We start from the raw sequence: 20,739 nt of genomic DNA, 5'->3' as shown, positions 1-20,739 counted from the left end.
GGCATGGCACCCACACTCAACTACGTCGGCCTCGTCGTGGCCGACATGCCCAAGACGCTGGCCTTCTACCGCCTGCTCGGCCTCGACGTCCCAGCCGACCAGGACTCCGCGCCGCACGCCGAGCACGCACTGCCCGGCGGCATGCGGATCTGCTGGGACACCGAGGCGACGATCCGTTCGTTCGATCCGGAATGGAAGCCGGGCGCGCGCGGCGACGGCCGCTCGGCCATCGGGTTCGAGTGCGACACGCCCGCCGAGGTCGACAAGGTCTACGAGAGGATGATTTCCGCAGGGTACGAGGGTCACCTCGCACCCTGGGACGCCTTCTGGGGCATGCGCTACGCCGTCCTGCACGACCCGGACGGGCACGGGGTCGATCTCTACTGCACTATCGGATGACGGCGCTCAGCGGCGCGCCGGCCAGCGCCTTCACCTCTCGCGAGAGGTGTGCCTGGTCGGCGTAGCCGCTGCTGGCGGCCACCAGGCCGAACGGCATGCCGCCGCGGGCCAGGTCGAGTGCCGCGTTGACGCGCAGGATGCGGGAGAGGGTTTTCAGCCCGTACCCGAAAAGGTGCAGGCCACGGCGGTGCAGTTGACGCTCGCTGAGGTTCAGTTCGGCGGCGACCTCCGCGACGGGCCGCTGTGCCCTGATCCGCTCGACCAGAGCGCGCACCCAGAGCTCGTCCGATGTGTCGTTCCTCGCAAATGCCGCGTCGAGGTCCGCGGCCGGGTCTGCGGACTCGTCCAGCCGCTCCTGCAGCCGCCTGACCTGCGCTGACGGCCACAACGCCGACAGGGGAACCCGCTGGTCGCGCAGCTCGTCCGCGTGGACCCCGAGGATGCCGGGGGCCTGCCCCGGATCGAAGCGGATCGCCGTGTACGTGCGGCCCGCCGGACTCGTCCCCAGCTTCGCGACCGTGTCAGGGCCGGCGACGAGCAGCTCGCCGCCCTGATGGTGGATCACGTCCATGCAGCCGTCGGGCAGGATGCGGAACTCCGCGCTCCTGCCCGGGCCCAGTTGCCAGACCGTCGCGGCCCTTGTCCGCGACGGTCGCTCCCGGTAACCCCGCTCAGCCGTGGCCATAGGGCTCGGCGGGCTCGGCCTCGTCGACCGATCCGTGGGCGCGGCTCACCGACACCGACTCGACCTCGCTGTCGTCGAAGACCGTGGGCAGCTCGTCGACCGCCTGGACCTGCTCGACCAGCACCTCGGAGTGTGCGCCGCAGCCGTGGTCGACCGAGACGACCTGGGCGTCGTCGGGCGCATACTCGTTGCCGCACACCCCGAACGCCTGGCGCATCGACCCGGCGAGCTGCAGATAGAACCCGCATGAGCCGCACCGGGCGGCCGACGGCGCGGCCACCGAGATCGGCGCGTTGGGGCCCCGGTCGCCGTCATACCAGCGCTGGGCGGCGTCGAGCCGGCCCTCGCGGGACAGCACCCGGACCCGGCCGAGGCCGAGCTCCCAGTTGGTCTCCTCGACCGCGGGGTCGTCGGACTGGAGATAGCCGGGCGCGAGCCGCACATCATCCGCAGGCGTCGGCAGAAGATCTCCGACGCCCAGGTCGCCCGGCTGCAACCGCTCCTGCCACGGCACCCATTCAGGCGCGCGCAGCGCCTCAGGGCCCGGCAGCAGCGTCGACTCGCAGATCGTCACCTGCTTGCTGCGCGGGATGCGGGTCACGCTCACCGCCCAGCGCCAGCCCCGATATCCGGGCAGGTCACAGGCGAAGAAGTGGGTGACGAGCCGCTCACCTTCGGCAACGACGCCGAGATGCTCGCCGATGTGGTCGGGGTCGACGACGTCCAGCCCGCGGCGGGCGATCTCCACGGCATCCGCGCAGACCTGGTCGGGCTTCCCCGCACGGCCGCTGGAACGGGTCGGGGCAGTCGAGGCTGTCACCCCTCCATTCTTCCTCATCGCCACGCCCGATGAGCACGGCGGCCCCGGCGTGGCCGGAAACTGTCGCACCCATGGTTCAGGATGGGGGGTATGTCGGTGATTCGAGGCGTGGCGCAGACCGTGGTGACGACCGTGCGAGCAGCACGGGTCGCCACCGTGGGCGGCGCCCGGGCCGGCCGGTTCGTGGGGCGCGGCATGCTGCGCGCCCGCGAGCGGGGCGCCGGCGGCGAGACCGGCATGCTCCGCCTGCTCGACCTGCACGCGGCGTCCTGCGCCGGCGACACGCTCGTCGCGCTCGGCCTCGCCGGCACGATCTTCTTCTCGGTGCCGGCGGGCGAGGCCCGCGACCGGGTCGCGCTCTATCTGATCGTGACGATGCTGCCGTTCGCGCTGCTGGCGCCGATCGTGGGGCCGGTGCTCGACCGGTTCCGGCACGGCCGCCGCTATGCGCTCGCCACGACGATGCTCGGCCGGGCGTTCCTGGCCGTCCTGATCTCCGAGCACCTGACCGGCTGGGCGCTCTATCCGGCCGCGTTCGGCATGCTCGTGCTCTCCCGCGCCTATGGCGTCGCCAGAAGCGCCGCCGTGCCCCGTGTGCTGCCCAAGGGGCTCGGTCTGTCCGAGGCCGGGGCCCGCGCCTCCGTCTATGGCACGCTCGCCGGGGCGCTCGTCCTGCCGGTCGGCCTGGTCGCGGCGCAGTTCGGCCCGCAGTGGCCGCTGCGGCTGTCGATCATCGTGTTCTTCTACGGCATGGTCACGTCCCTCCGGCTGCCGCCGCGCGCCGACTCGGACCCGCCCGAGCAGGTCCCGCGCGTCCTGCAGCGCCCGAGCCACCGCGGCGCGAAGGTGCTCTCCGGCCGGGTCGTCGTCGGCGCTCTGGTCGGCAGCGCGACCCTGCGTGCGCTCTATGGCTTCCTGACCCTGTTCCTGGTGTTCGCGATCAAGGACCGTTCGCTGCCGGTCGGCCTCGGCCCGTGGAAGCTGTCCGAGCAGGTGGCGATCGTGGTCGTGGCCGCGGCGCTCGGCGTCGGCTCGTTCCTGGCGACGGCGGTGGGCACCCGGCTGCGCATCCACCGGCCGGCGCTGCTGCAGGCGGTCGGGATCGCGATCACCGCGTTCGTGGCGCTCATCGCCGCCGACCGCAACTCCCTGGGCGCAGTCGCGCTGCTGTGCCTGGTCACGGCGATCGCGAGCGGCCTGGCCAAGCTCGCCGTCGACGCCTCGATCCAGGAGCGCGCCGACGAGCAGGTCAGGGCCAGCGCGTTCGCCCACTCCGAGACGCTGCTCATGGTGGCGTGGGTGCTCGGCGGCGCGGTCGGGCTCATCCCGTTCGGCAGCGGCTGGGGCATGATCGTGGCCGCCGTGTTCATCGGGCTCGGCGCGGTGCGGGCGATCTGGTCGGCGATCACCCTGCGCAAGGAGCGCCTGCGCGGCGCCCCGCTCGACCACGACGAGCAACCCACGGACCCTGTCCCGGCTGCCGCCTCTGCGACCGGCGCCTCGACCGGCGACTACGGCGGCGGCCCAGGTGGCGAATCGGCCGGCAGTTCGGCCGGTGGTTCGAGCGGTGGTTCGAGCGGCGGTGGTTCGGGCACGCGGGCCGGCAGGCCGGCGGGTGGCGCCTCGGGCGGAGTCGGCGGTTCCGGTTCCGGCGGAGCCGGCGGTTACGGTTCCGGCGGAGCCGGCGGTTACGGTTCCGGTTCCGGCGGAGCCGGCGGCTTCGGCCGGCGGGGTGGATCTGACGCCACGACCGTGCCCCGGCCTGCGACCGCGGATGCCGGTGGGACCCGGCGGATGCCGTTCCAGTCCGGTCCCGGCGATGAGGCACCAACCGTCGATCAGCGCGCTGGAGGTGACCAGTCGCGGCGCCGGTTCGGGTGGCGTCGCCGTCGCCCCGCCGCCGGTCCGGCAACCGGCCCCTCAGCCGAGCCGACCGGCGGTCGCCCCAGCGGTGGGCCCGGTGGTGGCGCTGGTGGCGGCGCTGGTTCTGGTGCGACGGGCGGCTCGGCCGGTCCTCGCCAGCCGGCCGATGCGACGCGGCGGATGCCTGCCGTCGACGTGGAGGACGGGACGGCGCCGCTCGCACCGCCTGGATACACGCTGTATCGCCCCTCAGGCATCGACCCGACCAGACGCCTGGAGGATGACGACCGATGAGACCGTTCCTCGGACATGACCGTGCGCTGATCGTCACCGCCGTCGACGTCGAGCGGACCACCGTGCTCGCCGGCCTCGGCATCACCGACCCACGCCCCGACGACCTGGAGTCCGGCGCCCCGATCGTCGTCGTCGCCGCGGGCGTCGGCCCCGCCGCCGCGGCGGCCGTGACCGCCCAGTTCACGACGACCGCGGTCAACGACGGCCGCCCCTTCGGCGTGGTCCTCTCCGCCGGGATCGCGGGCGGCTTCGCCGGACGGGTCGAGATCGGCGGCCTCGTCGTCGCCACCGAAACCGTCGCCGCCGACCTCGGCGCCGCGGGCCCTGACGGCTTCGAGAGCGTCGACGACCTGGGCTTCGGCGTCGCTCGCCACGACGCGGACCCCGCCCTGCTCCGCATCCTGCGCCAGGCACTCCCCGAGGCCGTCGGCGGGCCCGTCCTCACCGTCTCCACGGTCACCAGCACCGCCGAGACCAAGGAAGCCGTCGAGAAGCGCCACCCGGACGCCGTCGCCGAGGCCATGGAGGGCTTCGGCGTCGCCACCGCCGCCCGCCTCTGGCCCGGCACCGCGTTCGGCGAGATCCGCACCGTCTCCAACGCCGTCGGCCCTCGCGACCGGGCCGCCTGGCGCATCCCCCAGGCCCTCGAAACCCTCCGCGAGGCCTTCGCCACCCTCGCCGGCCGCTGACGACGCCCATGATCCGGAAGAGGTGTCGTCGCCAGGGCAGCAAGAAGTCTTCACAGATCACGAGTGTTGCGTTGCGAGGGTCACAGCGGGCGTTTCGCCACTCAGCGTGTGGTTCCGGGGTTCGGGGTTAGATTCGAGGTTGTGACGCTCTCGCTCGCCTTCTCGCCGTGCCCCAACGACACGTTCGTCTTTCACGCGCTCGCGCACGGGCTGGTGCCAGGGGCGCCGGCGTTCGACGTGACGTATGCCGACGTCGACGTGACCAACACCGCTGCCGAGCGGGGCGAGTTCGACCTGGTCAAGGTCAGTTACGCGGCGCTGCCGTGGCTGCTGGACAAGTACACGCTGCTGCCGTGCGGCGGGGCGCTCGGGCGGGGTTGCGGCCCGCTGGTGCTGGTCAAGGATCAAGCGGTCACCAGCCTGGAGGGCAGGACCGTTGCCGTGCCGGGTGACCGCACCACCGCGTATCTGCTGATGCGCCTGTGGTCGGCGGGAGCGCCGCCGAAGCGTGTGGAGATCGTGCCGTTCGCGGAGATCATGCCGGCGGTGGCCAAGGGGCAGTTCGACGCCGGGCTGGTGATTCACGAGGCGCGGTTCACCTTCCAGCGGCACGGGTTGCACGCACTCGCCGACCTCGGGGAATGGTGGGAGGGCGACACCGGGCTGCCGATCCCGCTCGGGGCGATCATCGCGCACCGCGACCGGGTCGACCCTGAGCAGGCCACCGCGTGGATCAAGGAGTCGGTCCGGCAGGCCTGGGCCGATCCCGCCCGCAGCCGTCCGTACGTCCTGGAGCACGCCCAGGAAATGGAGCAGGCCGTCGTCGACCAGCACATCGGGCTCTACGTCAACGAGTTCACCTCGTCGCTCGGGCCGGACGGTCACGCTGCGGTCGACGCCCTGCTGACCAGGGCCGCCGCCGAGGGGCTGGTCCCAGCCACACCCCTCGTCGGCGTCTGAGCGGCCGGCGCCCAACGGCCAAGGGCTAAACTTCCAGCTCCCGCGCCACCAGGTGCACGGCCTCGGCGACGGTCTTGGCGATCTTCCGGTCGGGATACCGCCCCCGTTGCAGATCGGGCTGGATCTTCGCCTCGAGGACCTTGATCATGTCTTCGATCAGGCCGTGCAGCTCATCGGGCTGGCGACGGTTGGCGACGGCACGCGCCTCGGTCACGGAGGGCGGCGCGTCGAGGAGCTTGACGTGCATCGCCTGGTTGCCCTTGCGGCTCTCAACCACCCCGAACTCGACCCGCTGGCCGGTCTTCAACTCACCCGCACTCGCCGGCAGCGCCGCCTTGTGCACGAAGACGTCGCCGCCGTCGTCGCTGGTGAGGAACCCGAAACCCTTCTCCGTGTCGTACCACTTCACTCGACCCGTCGGCACGCTGTCCTGCTCCCCAGTGTTGACCCGTCCCACCCACAACACCACAAGGCTAGTCACCGCTTCCCGGACGGCCAACCGAGATCACGCGCCGGAGAAACGCCGGGAACGCGTGCAGATCGGCGCCGACCGCCGTGGCACCGGCGGCGTGCAGGTCAGCGGCGGAGCAGGGCCCGGTGGTCACGCCCAGGACGGGCACGCCGGCCAGGGCGCCGGCCTGCATGTCGGCCACGTGATCGCCGACGTAGGCCGTGGCACCGATCGCCGTCAGTACCGACGCCTTCTCCGCGGCGAAGACATCGCCGTGCACCTCGTCGACCGGAATGTCCAGATGCGCGAGATGGAGCGAGGCGAGCCGGCCCAGCTTCGATGTGATCACGACGATCCGTCCGCCGATGGAGCGGACCGCCGCCAACGCCTCGAACGCCCCGGGCAGCGCCACGGCCGGCACGATCGCATGGTGAATGTACAAATCTCGATAAATGCTGACCGCTTCCTCAACCGCGGAAGGTGGGAACCATTCGGACATCTCCGTCCTGAGCGGTGGACCGAGGCGGGAGACGGCGAGATCGGCGTCGACATGCACGCCCGTACGCGCTGTGAGCGCCCGATACGTCGCTGCGATCCCGGGCCTGGTGTCGAGGAGCGTCATGTCAAGGTCAAAGCCAATGACAACCGGTTGTTGAGACACCTTTAAGGATGCCCAGGTCACGATAGGCAAGCCATCGAAATACGCACCGATCGGCAGTTGACGTGGTGAGACTTCGACCACTAACGTCTCCAACACTTTTAGGAAAGTTTCCTAAAGGATCATCCAGGAGACGCGATGAAACGATCCGTCCGCAACGGCCTCATCGTCGCCGCCGCGCTGGCAGTGGCCGGGGCCGTCGTCCCGATCGTCACCACTACCGCCAACGCCGCCGGCAACCTCAGCGCAACGTTCACGGTCGACCAGGACTGGGGCAGCGGCTGGGGCGCCAACTACAAGATCACCAACGGCACCGCCAGCACCATCAACGGGTGGACTCTTGAGTTCGACCTGCCCGCGGGCGGTCAGATCACGAGCTTCTGGGACGCCGACGTCGTGCGCACCGGTCAGCACTACGTCGCCAAGAACAAGTCATGGTCGCCGACGCTCGCCGCCGGTGCCAGCTTCAGCTGGGGCATGAACGGCAGCGGCGCGAAGCCGCCGGTCAACTGCAAGATCAACGGCGTGACGTGTAGCGGTGGCACCCCCACCACCAACCCGCCGACCTCGAACCCCCCGACGTCCAACCCTCCGACGTCGAACCCGCCCACCTCGAACCCCCCGACCTCCAACCCGCCCACCTCGAACCCGCCGACCGGCGCCAAGAAGGTCGTCGGATACTTCGCGGAGTGGGGCGTCTACGGCCGCAACTATCACGTGAAGAACATCGACACGAGCGGCTCCGCGGCGAAGCTGACGCACATCCTCTACGCGTTCGGCAACACGACCGGCGGCCAGTGCTCCATCGGTGACAGCTACGCCGATTACGACAAGGCGTACACGGCGGCCGACTCGGTCGACGGCGTCGCGGACACCTGGGACCAGCCGCTGCGCGGCAGCTTCAACCAGCTCAAGAAGCTCAAGGCGAAGTACCCGCACCTGAAGGTGATCTGGTCCTTCGGTGGCTGGACCTGGTCGGCCGGCTTCACCCAGGCCGCCGCCAACCCGACCGCGTTCGCGAACTCCTGCTACAACCTGGTCAACGACCCGCGCTGGGCCGGTGTCTTCGACGGCATCGACATCGACTGGGAGTACCCGAACGCCTGTGGCCTGCAGTGCGACGCCAGTGGCCCGAACGCGTTCAAGAACGTGATCGGCGCGCTGCGCGCCAAGTTCGGCTCCAGCAAGCTGGTCACCGCGGCCATCACGGCCGACGGCACCAACGGCGGCAAGATCGACGCGACCGACTACGCCGGCGCCGTGAACAACCTCGACTGGCTCATGCCGATGACGTACGACTACTTCGGCGCGTTCGCCGCGCAGGGCCCGACCGCCCCGCACTCGCCGCTGAGCTGCTACGCCGGCATCCCGACCGCGGGCTTCTGCTCCGACGTCGCGATCGCCAAGCTCAAGTCGAAGGGCATCCCGGCCAACAAGCTGCTGCTCGGCATCGGCTTCTACGGCCGCGGCTGGACCGGCGTCACCCAGGCCACCCCCGGCGGCTCGGCCACCGGTGCTGCTCCCGGCACGTACGAGGCCGGCAACGAGGACTACAAGGTCCTGAAGAACACCTGCCCGACCACCGGCACCATCGGCGGCACCGCGTACGCCAAGTGCGGCAGCAACTGGTGGAGCTACGACACCCCGTCGACCATCACCGGCAAGATGGGCTACGCGAAGACGCAGAGCCTCGGCGGTGCGTTCTTCTGGGAGCTCTCCGGCGACACCACCAACGGTGAGCTGATCACCGCGGTGAGCAACGGTCTGAAGTAACAAACCTCTTCGGGAGAGGGCGGGGCCGGTGGCCCCGCCCTCTTTTGTCATACCGGGCGGTTAGCGTATGAGGTGAGATGACTACCTCGCTCGCAGACCATTTCCGCGCCCTGCCCGACGACGGGCTGATGGCGCTCATCCGGTTGCGCCCGGATCTGGTCATCCCGCCTCCTTCCGACTTCTCCGCGCTGGCACACCGCGCCCAGTCGCGGGTGGCGGTGGCCCGCGCGCTCGACGGGCTCGACACGTTCACGCTGGAGATCCTCGACGCGCTGCGGTACACACGCATCGGCCACACCACGTCCACCGAGGCGGTCCTGGCGCTCACCGCCGCGTCCGGCGTCGAGGCCGCGAGGGTTCGGGGCGCGATCGACCTGCTGCTGCAGCACGGCATCGCCTATGGGCACGACAGCGCCCTGCGCATCGTCGGCGCCGTCGACGAGGTCTGCTCCCCTTATCCGGCGGGGCTCGGCCGGCCCGCCGCCGAGCTCGACCCGCTCGCCGGCGCCCTGGTCGCCGACGCCGCGAAGCTGCGCCGCACGCTGCTCGCCGCGCCGCCCGCCGCCCGCGCGGTGCTCGACCGGCTCGCCGCGGGCCCACCTGTCGGCACTGTCAACCTGAAGGCCGGCCCCGACTCGCCGGTGGGCTGGCTGGTTGAGCAGCGCCTGCTGGTCGCGGTCAGCCGCGACGCCGTCGAGCTGCCGGTGGAGGTGTCGCTCGTCCTGCGCCGCGACGGCGGCCCCCTCGGCCAGCTGCACCCCGACCCGCCGCAGGTGCAGACCCCGACCCGCGACGTCGCCCAGCTCGACCGCGCCGGCGCCGGCCAGGTGCTCGAGCTGGTGCGCAACCTTGAGGCGCTGATCGAGGCGATCAACGCCGACCCCCCGACCGTGCTGCGCTCCGGCGGCATGGGCGTGCGCGAGCTGCGCCGCTTCGCCAAGCTCGTCGGCGTCGACGAGCAGGCCGCCGCCCTCCTGGTCGAGATCGCCGCCGCCGCGGGCCTGCTCGGCGAGGAGATCATCGACAACAAGCGGGTCGAGAGCGTCTTCCTGCCCACGGTCGCCTATGACGTGTGGCGCGCCTTCGGCATCGCCGCCCGCTGGCACCGCATCGCCGTGACCTGGCTGACGATGACCAGGGCGCCGTCGCTCATCGGCCAGCGCGACGACCGCGACCGCCCGTTCAACGCACTCGCCCCCGAGCTGTCCCGCCCCGGCGCCCCCGCCCAGCGCCGCGCCGCGCTGCAGGTCCTGGCCGAGCTCCCGCCGGGCGCCACCATCGCCCCGTCCGACGTCGTCGACCTGCTCTCCTGGCGCACCCCGCGCCGGGTGTCCCGCAGCGCCGCCGTGGCGGTCGAGGCCAATCTCGCCGAGGCCGCCCTCATCGGCCTGACCGGCTATGGCGGCCTCACCGGCTATGGCCGGCTGGTCGTCGACGAGGTGATCTCCGGCAGCGTCGACACCGACGACCCGCTCGGCCTCAACGCGCCCGACGGCACCGCGCTCACCGGCTCCGCGGCCCTGCTCGACACGCTCCTGCCGCCCCCGGTCGACCATGTCCTGCTCCAGGCCGACCTGTCGGTCATCGTCCCCGGCCCGCCCGAGCCGACCCTCGCCGGCGAGCTCGAGCTCCTCGGCGTGCAGGAGTCCGCCAGCGTCTTCCGCATCACCGCCGAGTCGGTCCGCCGCAGCCTCGACGCCGGCTACAGTGCCGCCGACCTGCACGCACTCCTCGCCCGCCGCTCCCGCACCCCGGTCCCGCAGACCCTCACCTACCTCATCGACGACATGGCCCGCCGCCACGGCGGCATGCGCATCGGCTCCGCCAACTCCTATGTCCGCAGCGACGACGAGACCCTGATCGCCGAGGTCCTCGCCGACCGCCGCCTCCAGCCGCTGACCCTGCGCCGCCTCGCCCCGACCGTCCTGGCCAGCCGCCACACGCCCGCACGCCTCCTGGAGGCCCTCCGCGAGGCCGGCTATCCGCCGATCCAGGAGGACTCGACCGGCGCCGCCGTCCTGACCCGCCCGAAGGCCCGCCGCGGCCCACCCCGCCCCAGCTGGGCGCACCGCGGCATCGAGGACCCGGCCGCCGCGGCCCGCCTGTCCACCCCACGCCTCGCGGGCGTCATCGAGCAGATCCGCCGGGGCGACGCCGCCGCCCGCGTGGCCCGCCGCGCCCCCGTGACCGTCCGCGCCAACGGCGCGTCCACGTCGTCGCACACCGAGGCCCTCGAGGTCCTCCAGCAGGCGCTGCGCGACAAGACCCGAGTCTGGGTCGGCTATGTCGACTCCCACGGCGCCACCGCGTCCCGCCTGGTCAGGCCCGTGTCGATGGGCGGCGGTTACCTGCGCGCCGAGGACGAGCGGACCGAGATGCTGCACACGTTCGCCCTGCACCGCATCACCGCCGCCGCGCCGGAGGACGGCTCCGTGTAGGGGTCCATTGCCGCTTCAGGTCCGTCGCTCCGCTCGGTCTGGCCGGTGCCGGGGTCGGTGGCCACCAGGTCCATTGCCGCTTCAGGTCCGTCGCTCCCCGTCAGCGCCAGGTCCGGGGGGAAGCGGCGCGGCTCATCGGGCCAGATCGGGCGAGTCGCCAGGCCTGGACGGGCTTCCCTGTCCCGCCGCTGGTAGTTGCCGTAGGCCGTGACAAGCCCGCAGCCGCCCGGCCGGGCTCAGCCACGTCCTGTCCGGCCGGGGTCACGCCGCGACCGTCCCGGCCGCGGACACCCGAGGCGCCTCGACCATGCGGCCTCCGCCCGTCCTTGCCCGGCCCCCCACCCGTCACGAACTCCCCCGGCAAGCGGGTCGCACGCGTGCTGATCCGGCACACCCCCTGACCCAACGGCACGCGGGACGGCGCCGGCTCCGACCGCCAGAAGCGTCATCTCTGGCAGTCCTAGACACTCAGCCTGCGGCCCGGCCGTCGGTCACGAAACCGGAACCGGTCACGAATCGCGGCGGCGCGGTGCCCGTACACACGCCGCGGCCGACTTTTGTGAGCTCAGCCGCGACCCGGGGAGTCGTCCGCGCGGGCGGCACCGATGATCGAGACGATCAGCAGGATCACGGCGAGGCTGCCGACCGTCTCGCCGATCGCGTCGGTGAGCGGGCTGCCGAGCACGAGCCACGACACCAGGAACCAGGTCAGGCCCAGCGCGCCGACGGTGGCGACGCCGAGCATCGCCAGCGGTGAGAAACCTGCCCGGGAATCATCGCCGACGGTCGATGCCTGCGTGCCCTCCAGATCGGTCACCTTCCACAGCGTACCGACTCATCGGCCGCTGTCACGGCCCCTCATCAACCCCGGCGGATGGATCCGATCACGGAGACGATCAGCATGAGGACGAGGATCGCGCCGAGGGACTCGCTGACCGCGGTCTGGACGTCGGTGTGCGCCACCTGCGAGGACAGCAGAAACCACCCGACGGCCACCGCCGCCGCGGCGAGCCCGCCGAACGCCAAGGCCGCTCCGTCACCCAACCGCCGACCCACGGCGACCAGTCTACGGAGGCGGAGCGGACGACGCGTCCACCCCCGATACCGATCGGAAAGAAGGCGGTAGCCGGCCCCCGCGACCACACCGCCATATCCCGATCCGAACGCGGACGTCCGGCTCCACCACCGACTTGCGGCACAACAGCGACATGACAAGCGATGGAGGCGAATCGATCGCATCCACCGCATGGCCGTCATAAGTTCAGACGCGATCCGACCCCCGAAAGGTTGCGCAAATTCCAAATCTCCCACATTTCGGGAAGTGTCATAGGTGCGTGCGACACTGGTTCCCGTGCCCGAAGGTCCATTGATCGTCCAGTCCGACAAGACCCTGCTGCTTGAGGTCGACCATCCCGACGCGCTGGCGTGCAGGATGGCGATCGCACCGTTCGCCGAGCTGGAGCGCTCGCCGGAGCACGTGCACACCTATCGCCTGACGCCGCTCGGCCTGTGGAATGCGCGTGCCGCCGGGCACGACGCCGAGGGGGTCGTCGACGCGCTGCTGCGGTTCTCGCGGTATCCGGTGCCGCACGCGCTGCTCGTCGACATCGCCGACACGATGGACCGCTATGGTCGCCTCCAGCTGCTCAACGACCCGGTCCACGGTCTCGTCCTGCGCGGTCTGGACCGTGCGGTGCTGGTCGAGGTCGCCAAGAGCAAGAAACTGGCCGGCATGCTCGGCGCCAACATCGACCCCGACACGCTCATCGTGCACGCGTCCGAGCGCGGCCGGCTCAAACAGTCGCTGCTGAAGCTGGGCTGGCCGGCGGAGGACCTCGCGGGCTATGTCGACGGCGAGGCGCACCAGATCGACCTGGCCGAGGACGGCTGGGTCCTGCGCTCCTATCAGCGCGAGGCGGTCGACTCGTTCTGGGCCGGCGGCTCCGGCGTCGTCGTCCTGCCCTGCGGCGCCGGCAAGACCCTCGTCGGCGCGGCCGCGATGGCGGAGGCCAAGGCGACCACCCTGATCCTCGTCACGAACACGGTCGCCGGCCGGCAGTGGAAGCGCGAGCTGATCGCCCGCACCAGCCTGACCGAAGAGGAGATCGGCGAGTATTCCGGCGAGCGCAAGGAGATCCGCCCGGTCACGATCGCCACGTATCAGGTGCTGACCACCCGCCGCGGCGGCGCGTTCCCGCACCTGGACCTGTTCGGCGCCCGCGACTGGGGCCTCATCGTCTATGACGAGGTCCACCTGCTGCCCGCGCCGATCTTCCGGTTCACCGCCGACCTGCAGGCCAGGCGCCGGCTCGGGCTGACCGCGACCCTGGTCCGCGAGGACGGCCGCGAGGGCGACGTGTTCTCCCTGATCGGCCCGAAGCGCTACGACGCGCCGTGGAAGGACATCGAGGCGCAGGGCTGGATCGCCCCGGCCGAGTGCGTCGAGGTGCGCGTCACGCTCACCGACGCTGAGCGGATGACCTATGCGGTCGCCGAGCCCGAGGAGCGCTACCGGGTCGCCGCCACCGCCCGCACGAAGCTGCCCGTGGTCCGCGCCCTGGTCGAGCGGCACAAGGGCGACCAGATCCTGGTCATCGGTGGCTACATCGACCAGCTGCACCAACTGGGCGAGTTCCTGGACGCCCCGATCGTGCAGGGCTCGACCACCAACAAGGAGCGCGAGCGGCTGTTCGACGCGTTCCGCGCCGGCGAGCTCAAGACCCTCGTCATCTCCCGCGTCGGCAACTTCTCCATCGACCTGCCCGAGGCCGCCGTGGCGATCCAGGTGTCGGGCAGCTTCGGCTCCCGCCAGGAGGAGGCCCAGCGCCTCGGCCGCGTCCTGCGGCCGAAGGCCGACAAACGCCAGGCCCACTTCTACACGGTCGTGGCCCGCGACACGATCGACACCGAGTATGCCGCGCACAGGCAGCGCTTCCTGGCCGAGCAGGGCTACGCCTACACCATCACGGACGCCGACGACGTGCTCGCCCCGTAGGACCGCTCGCCGACCAACCGACCGTCCGAGCCAACACCTGACCCGGCGCGGCGCAGCAGGGCGCAGCAGGGCGCAGCAGGGCGCACGGGTCGGCCGGTCGCCGACCCGTGCGGATTCAGAGCACCGTCATCTGCCGCGGACGGCCACCGTATGCGCGAAAGGTGCGCAGCGGAGCGGGACTCGCCTGCCCGCACCCAGCGCCGAGCAGGGCTGCTGCCTCGAAGAAGACCGCGGCACGGCAGGGCGCACGGGTCGATCGGTCGCCGACCTGCCCGGGTTCAAGAGCACCTTCCCAGCAGAGCGGTGCCGGCCGGCGTCGGCACGGGCCGGTTCGCAGACAGGTCGACGCCCGCCTGTTCGTGCCCAAGAGCCTGCTGGTAGGCGCCGTGCCGGTCCGTGCCGGTCCGTGCCGAGTAGCCGGGCACCGGATGGAGGCCGCCAGCATCGGCAGGGCGATGGACCGGTCGGCGCCCGGCATGAGTGGGGTCCGCAGACAGGTCAACAACCCGCCTGCCCGCGCCCCGACCCCGGTGCCGACCTCGCGCGTATGGGCTGCCGTGCAACACGCATCCGTGGCCGGCGCCGGCCCGGGGCAGCCTGCCCGGGCCGCCAGGGTGGCGGGTCGGAGGGTGGGGGTCAGGATGCGGCCTGGAGTTCCTTGGAGAGGAGCTCGGCGATCTGGGCGGTGTTGAGGGCGGCGCCCTTGCGGAGGTTGTCGCCGGTGACGAAGAGGTCCAGGGCGCGAGGGTCGTCGATCGAGCGGCGGATGCGGCCGACCCACGACGGGTCGGTGCCCACGGCGTCGATCGGCATCGGGAACTCGCCGGCGGCGGGGTCGTCGACCAGGATCACGCCGGGGGCGTGGCGCAGGACCTCGCGGGCGCCCTCGGCGTCGACCTCGACGCCGAAGACGGCGTGGATGGCGACGGAGTGGCCGGTGACGACCGGGACGCGGACGCAGGTCGCGGAGACCTTCAGGTCGGGCAGGCCGAGGATCTTGCGGGACTCGTTGCGCATCTTGAGCTCTTCGGAGGACCAGCCGGCGTCGCGGAGCGAGCCTGCCCAGGGGACCACGTTGAGGGCGAGCGGCGCGGGGAAGGGGCCGAGGTCGTCGCCGACCGCCTGGCGGACGTTGCCCGAGCGGGAGCCGAGGGTGCGGTCGCCGGCGACGCGTTCCAGCTGGCCGAGCAGCGTGTCGACGCCGTCCTTGCCGGCGCCGGAGACTGCCTGGTACGACGCCAGGACCAGCTCCTTGAGGCCGTACTCGCGATGCAGTGGGGCGAGGGCCACGATCATCGCGAGGGTGGTGCAGTTCGCGTTGGCGATGATGCCCTTGGGGCGGTTTCTGGACTGCTCGGGATTGATCTCCGGCACGACCAGCGGTACATCGGGATCCATGCGGAAGGCGCTGGAGTTGTCGACCGCGATGGCGCCGCGGGAGACCGCGATCGGGGCCCACTCGGCGGAGACCTCGTCGGGGACGTCGAACATCGCCACGTCGACGCCGTCGAAGACGTCGGCGGCGAGCTCCTGGACGACGACCTCCTCGCCCCGCACGACCAGGGTGCGGCCGGCGGAGCGTTTGGAGGCGACGAGGCGGATCTCCCCCCACATGTTCTTGCGGGAGGAGAGCAGCTCACACATGACGGTGCCGACGGCGCCGGTGGCACCGACGACGGCCAGCGTTGGTAACGCGCTCATAACGAGCGAACCTACCGTCCGGTCCCCGCATATACCACGGCTTCCTCGGAGCCGCCGAGCTCGAACGCGTCGTGGATGGCGCGGACGGCGACGTCGAGGTCGGTGTCGCGGCAGACGACGGACACCCGGATCTCCGAGGTGGAGATCATCTCGATGTTGACGCCGGCCTCGGCGAGGGCGGCGAAGAGCTTGGCCGCGACGCCCGGGTTGGAGCGCATGCCGGCGCCGATGAGCGAGACCTTGCCGACGTGGTCGTCGAACAGGATCTCGCGGAAGTCGACGGTGGCCTTGACGCGCTCGAGCGCGGCCTTGGCGGTGGCGCCGTCGGTCTTCGGCAGCGTGAAGGAGATGTCGGTGCGGCCGGTGCCCTCGGTCGACACGTTCTGCACGATCATGTCGATGTTGGTCTCCGCGGCGGCGACCGTCTGGAAGATCCGCGCGGCGACGCCGGGCTGGTCGGGCACGCCGACGATGGTGATCTTCGCTTCGCTGCGGTCGTGCGCGACGCCGGTGATGAGTGCTTGCTCCACAGAAAGGTCCTCTATCGATCCGGTGACCATGGTGCCGTTGGCGGTCGAGTATGACGATCGGACGTGGATCGGCAGGTTGAACCGCCGCGCGTATTCGACGCTGCGCAGGTGCAGCACCTTCGCGCCGCAGGCGGCCAGCTCGAGCATCTCCTCGTACGTGATCTGCTTGATGTGTCGCGCGTTCTTCGCCACCCGCGGGTCGGCGGTGAAGATCCCGTCGACGTCGGTGTAGATCTCGCACACGTCGGAGTGCAGTGCCGCGGCGAGCGCGACCGCCGTGGTGTCCGAGCCGCCCCGGCCGAGGGTGGTGATGTCCTTGGTGTCCTGCGACACACCCTGGAAGCCGGCGACGATCGCGATCGCACCCTCGTCGAGCGCGCCGCGGAGGCGTCCCGGGGTGACGTCGATGATCCGGGCCCGGCCGTGCGTCGAGGTGGTGATCACGCCCGCTTGGCTGCCGGTGTACGACCTTGCCTCGTATCCCAGATTGTTGATCGCCATCGCGAGCAGCGCCATGGAGATGCGCTCGCCGGCGGTGAGCAACATGTCCAGCTCGCGCCCCGCCGGGACCGGGCTGACCTGCGACGCGAGGTCGAGGAGCTCGTCGGTGGTGTCGCCCATGGCCGAGACGACCACGACGACCTCGTTGCCGGCTTTCCGCGTGTCGACGATCCGCTCGGCGACGCGCTTGATGCGCTCGGCGTTGGCGACGGACGACCCGCCGTACTTCTGCACGATCAGCGCCACGCCGTCGAGCTCCTTTCCACCCGTACGGGCGATGTAGACGCAGCCGAGCGTACCGGCGACGGCCATCCCTCGGGAGTGGCGTTCCCACGATCCGGCCGCCCGGCAGGCGAGAATACGCACGTGCGCTCACGTCAGGGCCGGGTAACCGCGATCACTGTGACCACCGGCACGGCGCTCGCCGTGATCACCGGAGTGCTGCTGGCGGCCTGCGGCTCCGGCGAGCCGGTGGACATGCCGTCGGCGCCGGCGACCGGGGCGCCCGCACAGCCGGACCCTCGCGGCCAGCTCGCCGCCCGGGTCGCGGTCGCCAAGGACCAGCGGTACATCGCCGCGTACACCCTCGTCGCGCAGGGCAGGGCGCCGCGTTCGGTGCTGGTCACGGTCGCCACCGACCGCACCTGGCGGGTCGACATCCAGGGCGGCGCGCTCGGCGGCACCGCCGATGTCGCGATCGCGAACCGGCCCGAGGGTGTCTACCAGTGCGCGATCAACCCGGCGAGCGGTTGCGTGAGGGTCGCCGCCACGAACAAGAAGCTGCCGGTCGCGATCGACCCGAAGCTGCAGTACGTCTTCATCGCCTGGCTCGACGTGCTGCTCGACCGGCAGGTGCCCCTGGCCGTGGCGCCCGCGGAGCCCCTGGCGGGCACGTCCGCGCCGTGCTTCGCGGTCGAGCCCGGGGTCACCGCGGTACAGCCGCCGATCGACGCCGGCGTGTTCTGCTACAACGACCGGGGCATGCTGGTGGCCGCCAAGATCCCGCTCGGCCAGCTGACGCTCACCGGGGACCCCGCGCCGGCGCCCGAGACGATCACCCTGCCCGGGCCGGTCGTCACCACCGCTCCGCTCGGGACGACGTCGCCGCCGCCACCGAAACCGTCGGCTTCGTCACCGTCGGTCGCACCGTCGATCTCGCGCTCCCGGTGAGTGGTAGGCTCTCGCTCGACATGTGGCGGACGGTTCTCCTTCTTCGTCGCCGCGACGAGGCCCGACAGGCCGGCACCTCGTCGCGGGGTTGAGTCGCGTCTGCGCTCCTGCCGGTCGACCCTTCTTGGTCCCGACCACCTTTCCCAGGAGCGTTGATCCATGTCCGAGATCGCCAATCAGACTGCCAGCCGGATGCCCGTCGAGCGCTACCGGCCTTTCAGTGAACAGTTCCCGGTCCCGCTGACCGACCGCCGGTGGCCCTCCCGCGAGGTCACGGTCGCCCCCCGCTGGTGCGCGGTCGACCTGCGCGACGGCAACCAGGCGCTGATCGACCCGATGTCCGTGGAGCGCAAGCGCCGCATGTTCGGGCTGCTGGTCCGCATGGGCTACAAGGAGATCGAGGTAGGTTTCCCGTCCGCGTCGCAGACCGACTTCGACTTCGTGCGGACGCTGATCGAGCAGGACCTGATCCCCGAGGACGTCACCATCCAGGTCCTGACCCAGTGCCGGGACACCCTGATCGAGCGCACGTTCGAGTCGCTGCGCGGCGCGAAGCGGGCCATCGTGCACTTCTACAACTCGACGTCGACGCTGCAGCGGCGGGTGGTGTTCGGCCTGGACAAGGCCGGGATCACCGACATCGCCACCAGCGCCGCGCGGCTGTGCCAGAAGTACGCCGAGGCGATCACGCCCGACACGGAGATCTACTACGAGTACTCGCCGGAGTCCTACACCGGCACCGAGCTGGACTACGCGCTGGAGGTCTGCAGCGCCGTCATCGACGTGCTGCAGCCGACCCCCGACCGTCCGCTGATCGTCAACCTGCCGGCGACGGTGGAGATGGCGACCCCCAACGTCTACGCCGACTCCATCGAGTGGATGTCGCGCAACCTGCCGCGGCGCGACTCGGTCGTGCTGTCGCTGCACCCGCACAACGACCGCGGCACCGCCGTCGCCGCCGCCGAGCTGGGCCTGCTGGCCGGCGCCGACCGGGTCGAGGGCTGCCTGTTCGGCAACGGTGAGCGCACCGGCAACGTCGACCTGGTCACGCTGGGGCTGAACCTGTTCTCCCAGGGCGTCGACCCGCAGATCGACTTCTCCAACGTCGACGAGGTCAAGCGCACCGTCGAGTACTGCAACCAGCTGCCCGTGCACGAGCGCCACCCGTACGCCGGCGACCTGGTCTACACGGCCTTCTCCGGCTCCCACCAGGACGCGATCAAGAAGGGCTTCGACGCGTTGCAGCGGGACGCGGCGGCCGCGGGCGTCGAGGTCGACCGATTCACCTGGGGCGTGCCGTACCTGCCGATCGACCCCAAGGACGTGGGCCGCTCCTACGAGGCGGTCATCCGGGTCAACTCGCAGTCCGGCAAGGGCGGCGTCGCCTACGTCATGAAGTCCGAGCACCACCTCGACCTGCCGCGCCGGCTGCAGATCGAGTTCTCCGGCGTCGTGCAGCGGCACACCGACGACGAGGGCGGCGAGGTCAGCCCGCAGGCGATGTGGAACTTCTTCTCCGCGGAGTATTTCTCCGACCGTCGTTTCGCGCTGCAGGGGTACGAGGCCTCGACGGTGGACGGCAAGGTCACGCTGACGGCCGAGGTGGCGGTCGACGGCGAGGTCCGGTCGGTCTCCGCCACCGGAAACGGCCCGATCGACGCGTTCGTGCACGCGCTGGGCGACTTCGGCGTCGACGTGCGGGTCCTGGACTATGCCGAGCACGCCCTCACCGCGGGCGAGAGCGCGCAGGCCGCGGCGTATGTCGAGTGCTCCGTCGACGGCCGGACCTTCTGGGGTGTCGGCATCGACGCGAACATTGTGACCGCATCGTTGCATGCCGTGCTGAGCGCCGCGAACCGCGGCTGAGCCGTCCGTCGAAGGCCGGCCCTTCCGGGGGCCGGCCTTCGCGGTTCATATGGCGTTTTTATGTGGGTCCTGCCCAGGTTTTCGTTCGCATGCGGCCGATCCTGCCGGGCGTGGTGTCCCGTGCGACAGGGACCGCGGTCCCGGCTCTTCGAGGTCCGCCGCCCGGTTCGTGTCGGGAATCGCACCGTGGCGCTGCGCGCGCCGCGTGCGCCGATGCCGCACAGTGGTGGCGTGCGCCCCTCCAACGGCAAAGCCGTCATCCTCGCCCTCGCGCTCGCCACGGTGCTCACCGGCGCCGGCAGCTGCGAGGTCTCCTCCACGCCGGGCGCGTCCGCGCCCAGCTCGTCGACACCGGCGGGCAACGGTGGTGCCACCACCGGCGCGTCCAAGCCGCCCGCCGGCAATCCCGCCGGCGCCACGGCCGCGCTCGAACAGCTCACCGTCGCGGCGAACGGGTCGATGGCCGGCTACAGCCGCGAGAAGTTCACCCACTGGATCGGGCAGGGCGGCGGCTGCGACACCCGCGACGTCGTGCTCAAGCGTGACGGCAAGGACGTCAAGGCCGACGCCGAATGCAAGATCCTTTCCGGTGCCTGGTACAGCCCGTACGACGACAAGAACCTCACCGACCCGAAGGCGCTCGACATCGACCACATGGTGCCGCTCGCCGCCGGCTGGCGGTCCGGTGCCAGCAAGTGGACCGACGAGCAGCGCAAGCAGTTCGCCAACGACCTGACCAGGCCGCAGCTCTTCGCGGTCAGCCTCCAGTCGAACCGGTCCAAGGGTGACCAGGACCCGTCGACGTGGAAGCCGCCGAACAAGGCCTACTGGTGCACGTATGCGCAAGACTGGGTAACGGTGAAGAGCTTCTACAAGCTGACCGTGACCGCCGCCGAGAAGTCGGCGCTGACGGACATGCTGGCGACCTGCAAGTAGGCAGCGCGCA

At 71.1% G+C, this 20,739-nt stretch carries 17 protein-coding genes and 1 pseudogene; 10 read left to right on the top strand and 8 right to left on the bottom strand.

What is annotated here, in order from left to right; all coding sequences use genetic code 11:
* The first annotated feature begins 3 nt into the window (after nucleotides 1–3).
* Nucleotides 4–399, top strand: a complete 396-nt coding sequence (locus tag ABZS58_RS09875; protein ID WP_354779542.1) for a VOC family protein — start codon at nucleotides 4–6, stop codon at nucleotides 397–399.
* Here the strand turns inward: ABZS58_RS09875 and ABZS58_RS09870 are convergent.
* On the bottom strand, nucleotides 389–1,084 hold the full coding sequence (locus ABZS58_RS09870) for a helix-turn-helix domain-containing protein (RefSeq protein WP_354779540.1): 696 nt from the start codon (nucleotides 1,082–1,084) through the stop codon (nucleotides 389–391). The two genes, ABZS58_RS09875 and ABZS58_RS09870, sit on opposite strands and share 11 nt — an antisense overlap.
* Complete coding sequence (locus ABZS58_RS09865) at nucleotides 1,071–1,922, bottom strand: DUF3027 domain-containing protein (protein WP_354779538.1); 852 nt, start codon at nucleotides 1,920–1,922, stop codon at nucleotides 1,071–1,073. The genes ABZS58_RS09870 and ABZS58_RS09865 overlap by 14 nt, the downstream gene beginning before the upstream one ends.
* Nucleotides 1,923–1,985: 63 nt before the next feature.
* Here ABZS58_RS09865 and ABZS58_RS09860 point away from each other — a divergent pair.
* From ABZS58_RS09860 to ABZS58_RS09850, 3 genes and pseudogenes are all read left to right on the top strand, one after another.
* Nucleotides 1,986–3,236: pseudogene (locus ABZS58_RS09860) on the top strand (MFS transporter); the annotation flags it as partial.
* A gap of 821 nt (nucleotides 3,237–4,057) precedes the next feature.
* Entirely contained in the window at nucleotides 4,058–4,750 is a 693-nt protein-coding gene (locus ABZS58_RS09855; RefSeq protein WP_354779536.1) for a futalosine hydrolase, read from the top strand.
* Between the two features lie 141 nt (nucleotides 4,751–4,891).
* Nucleotides 4,892–5,710 (top strand): 1,4-dihydroxy-6-naphthoate synthase, encoded by an 819-nt coding sequence (locus tag ABZS58_RS09850; RefSeq protein WP_354779534.1) that lies wholly within the window; start codon nucleotides 4,892–4,894, stop codon nucleotides 5,708–5,710.
* A gap of 25 nt (nucleotides 5,711–5,735) precedes the next feature.
* On the opposite strand, the gene ABZS58_RS09845 is transcribed toward ABZS58_RS09850, so the two are convergent.
* Nucleotides 5,736–6,134, bottom strand: coding sequence for a cold-shock protein (locus ABZS58_RS09845; RefSeq protein WP_354779532.1), 399 nt, complete (start codon nucleotides 6,132–6,134; stop codon nucleotides 5,736–5,738).
* Between the two features lie 49 nt (nucleotides 6,135–6,183).
* The gene (locus ABZS58_RS09840) at nucleotides 6,184–6,822 is read right to left on the bottom strand and encodes a haloacid dehalogenase-like hydrolase (RefSeq protein ID WP_354779713.1); all 639 of its coding nucleotides are present in this window, start codon (nucleotides 6,820–6,822) and stop codon (nucleotides 6,184–6,186) included.
* 135 nt (nucleotides 6,823–6,957) lie between these two features.
* Here ABZS58_RS09840 and ABZS58_RS09835 point away from each other — a divergent pair, with 135 nt between their 5' ends.
* Both ABZS58_RS09835 and ABZS58_RS09830 read left to right on the top strand, forming a co-directional pair.
* Nucleotides 6,958–8,592 (top strand): glycosyl hydrolase family 18 protein, encoded by a 1,635-nt coding sequence (locus ABZS58_RS09835; protein WP_354779530.1) that lies wholly within the window; start codon nucleotides 6,958–6,960, stop codon nucleotides 8,590–8,592.
* Between the two features lie 77 nt (nucleotides 8,593–8,669).
* On the top strand, nucleotides 8,670–11,030 hold the full coding sequence (locus ABZS58_RS09830; protein ID WP_354779528.1) for a helicase-associated domain-containing protein: 2,361 nt from the start codon (nucleotides 8,670–8,672) through the stop codon (nucleotides 11,028–11,030).
* A gap of 565 nt (nucleotides 11,031–11,595) precedes the next feature.
* Here ABZS58_RS09830 and ABZS58_RS09825 read toward each other — a convergent pair.
* Together ABZS58_RS09825 and ABZS58_RS09820 are read right to left on the bottom strand one after the other, a co-directional pair.
* Nucleotides 11,596–11,847 carry a hypothetical protein gene (locus ABZS58_RS09825; protein ID WP_354779526.1) on the bottom strand — a complete coding sequence of 84 codons (252 nt, stop codon included), beginning with the start codon at nucleotides 11,845–11,847 and terminating at the stop codon, nucleotides 11,596–11,598.
* A gap of 44 nt (nucleotides 11,848–11,891) precedes the next feature.
* Nucleotides 11,892–12,086: a hypothetical protein gene (locus ABZS58_RS09820; RefSeq protein WP_354779524.1), complete on the bottom strand. Its 195-nt coding sequence runs from the start codon at nucleotides 12,084–12,086 to the stop codon at nucleotides 11,892–11,894.
* A 295-nt stretch (nucleotides 12,087–12,381) separates the two neighbouring features.
* Between ABZS58_RS09820 and ABZS58_RS09815 the strand changes: the two genes are divergently transcribed.
* On the top strand, nucleotides 12,382–14,025 hold the full coding sequence (locus ABZS58_RS09815; RefSeq protein ID WP_354779711.1) for a DNA repair helicase XPB: 1,644 nt from the start codon (nucleotides 12,382–12,384) through the stop codon (nucleotides 14,023–14,025).
* A 636-nt stretch (nucleotides 14,026–14,661) separates the two neighbouring features.
* Here ABZS58_RS09815 and ABZS58_RS09810 read toward each other — a convergent pair.
* Together ABZS58_RS09810 and ABZS58_RS09805 are read right to left on the bottom strand one after the other, a co-directional pair.
* Nucleotides 14,662–15,726, bottom strand: coding sequence for an aspartate-semialdehyde dehydrogenase (locus ABZS58_RS09810; RefSeq protein WP_354779522.1), 1,065 nt, complete (start codon nucleotides 15,724–15,726; stop codon nucleotides 14,662–14,664).
* Between the two features lie 11 nt (nucleotides 15,727–15,737).
* The gene (locus tag ABZS58_RS09805) at nucleotides 15,738–17,003 is read right to left on the bottom strand and encodes an aspartate kinase (protein ID WP_354779709.1); all 1,266 of its coding nucleotides are present in this window, start codon (nucleotides 17,001–17,003) and stop codon (nucleotides 15,738–15,740) included.
* 120 nt (nucleotides 17,004–17,123) lie between these two features.
* Between ABZS58_RS09805 and ABZS58_RS09800 the strand changes: the two genes are divergently transcribed.
* From ABZS58_RS09800 to ABZS58_RS09790, 3 genes are all read left to right on the top strand, one after another.
* Complete coding sequence (locus ABZS58_RS09800; RefSeq protein ID WP_354779520.1) at nucleotides 17,124–17,927, top strand: hypothetical protein; 804 nt, start codon at nucleotides 17,124–17,126, stop codon at nucleotides 17,925–17,927.
* Nucleotides 17,928–18,086: 159 nt separating this feature from the next.
* Nucleotides 18,087–19,793, top strand: coding sequence for a 2-isopropylmalate synthase (gene leuA / locus ABZS58_RS09795; protein WP_354779518.1), 1,707 nt, complete (start codon nucleotides 18,087–18,089; stop codon nucleotides 19,791–19,793).
* A gap of 231 nt (nucleotides 19,794–20,024) precedes the next feature.
* On the top strand, nucleotides 20,025–20,729 hold the full coding sequence (locus ABZS58_RS09790) for an HNH endonuclease family protein (RefSeq protein ID WP_354779516.1): 705 nt from the start codon (nucleotides 20,025–20,027) through the stop codon (nucleotides 20,727–20,729).
* The last annotated feature ends 10 nt before the right edge of the window (nucleotides 20,730–20,739 follow it).

Source organism: Dactylosporangium sp. NPDC005555, assembly GCF_040605635.1.
GTDB lineage: Bacteria > Actinomycetota > Actinomycetes > Mycobacteriales > Micromonosporaceae > Dactylosporangium.
This window is presented reverse-complemented; position numbering and strand designations above follow the sequence as displayed.

Excerpts from the sequence above, each read along its gene's own strand:
- ABZS58_RS09865 (WP_354779538.1), bottom strand. The coding sequence starts at position 1,922 with ATGAGGAAGAATGGAGGGGTGACAGCCTCGACTGCCCCGACCCGTTCC.
- leuA (WP_354779518.1), top strand. The coding sequence starts at position 18,087 with ATGTCCGAGATCGCCAATCAGACTGCCAGCCGGATGCCCGTCGAGCGC.
- ABZS58_RS09875 (WP_354779542.1), top strand. The coding sequence starts at position 4 with ATGGCACCCACACTCAACTACGTCGGCCTCGTCGTGGCCGACATGCCC.
- ABZS58_RS09855 (WP_354779536.1), top strand. The coding sequence starts at position 4,058 with ATGAGACCGTTCCTCGGACATGACCGTGCGCTGATCGTCACCGCCGTC.
- ABZS58_RS09810 (WP_354779522.1), bottom strand. The coding sequence starts at position 15,726 with ATGAGCGCGTTACCAACGCTGGCCGTCGTCGGTGCCACCGGCGCCGTC.
- ABZS58_RS09835 (WP_354779530.1), top strand. The coding sequence starts at position 6,958 with ATGAAACGATCCGTCCGCAACGGCCTCATCGTCGCCGCCGCGCTGGCA.
- ABZS58_RS09870 (WP_354779540.1), bottom strand. The coding sequence starts at position 1,084 with ATGGCCACGGCTGAGCGGGGTTACCGGGAGCGACCGTCGCGGACAAGG.
- ABZS58_RS09830 (WP_354779528.1), top strand. The coding sequence starts at position 8,670 with ATGACTACCTCGCTCGCAGACCATTTCCGCGCCCTGCCCGACGACGGG.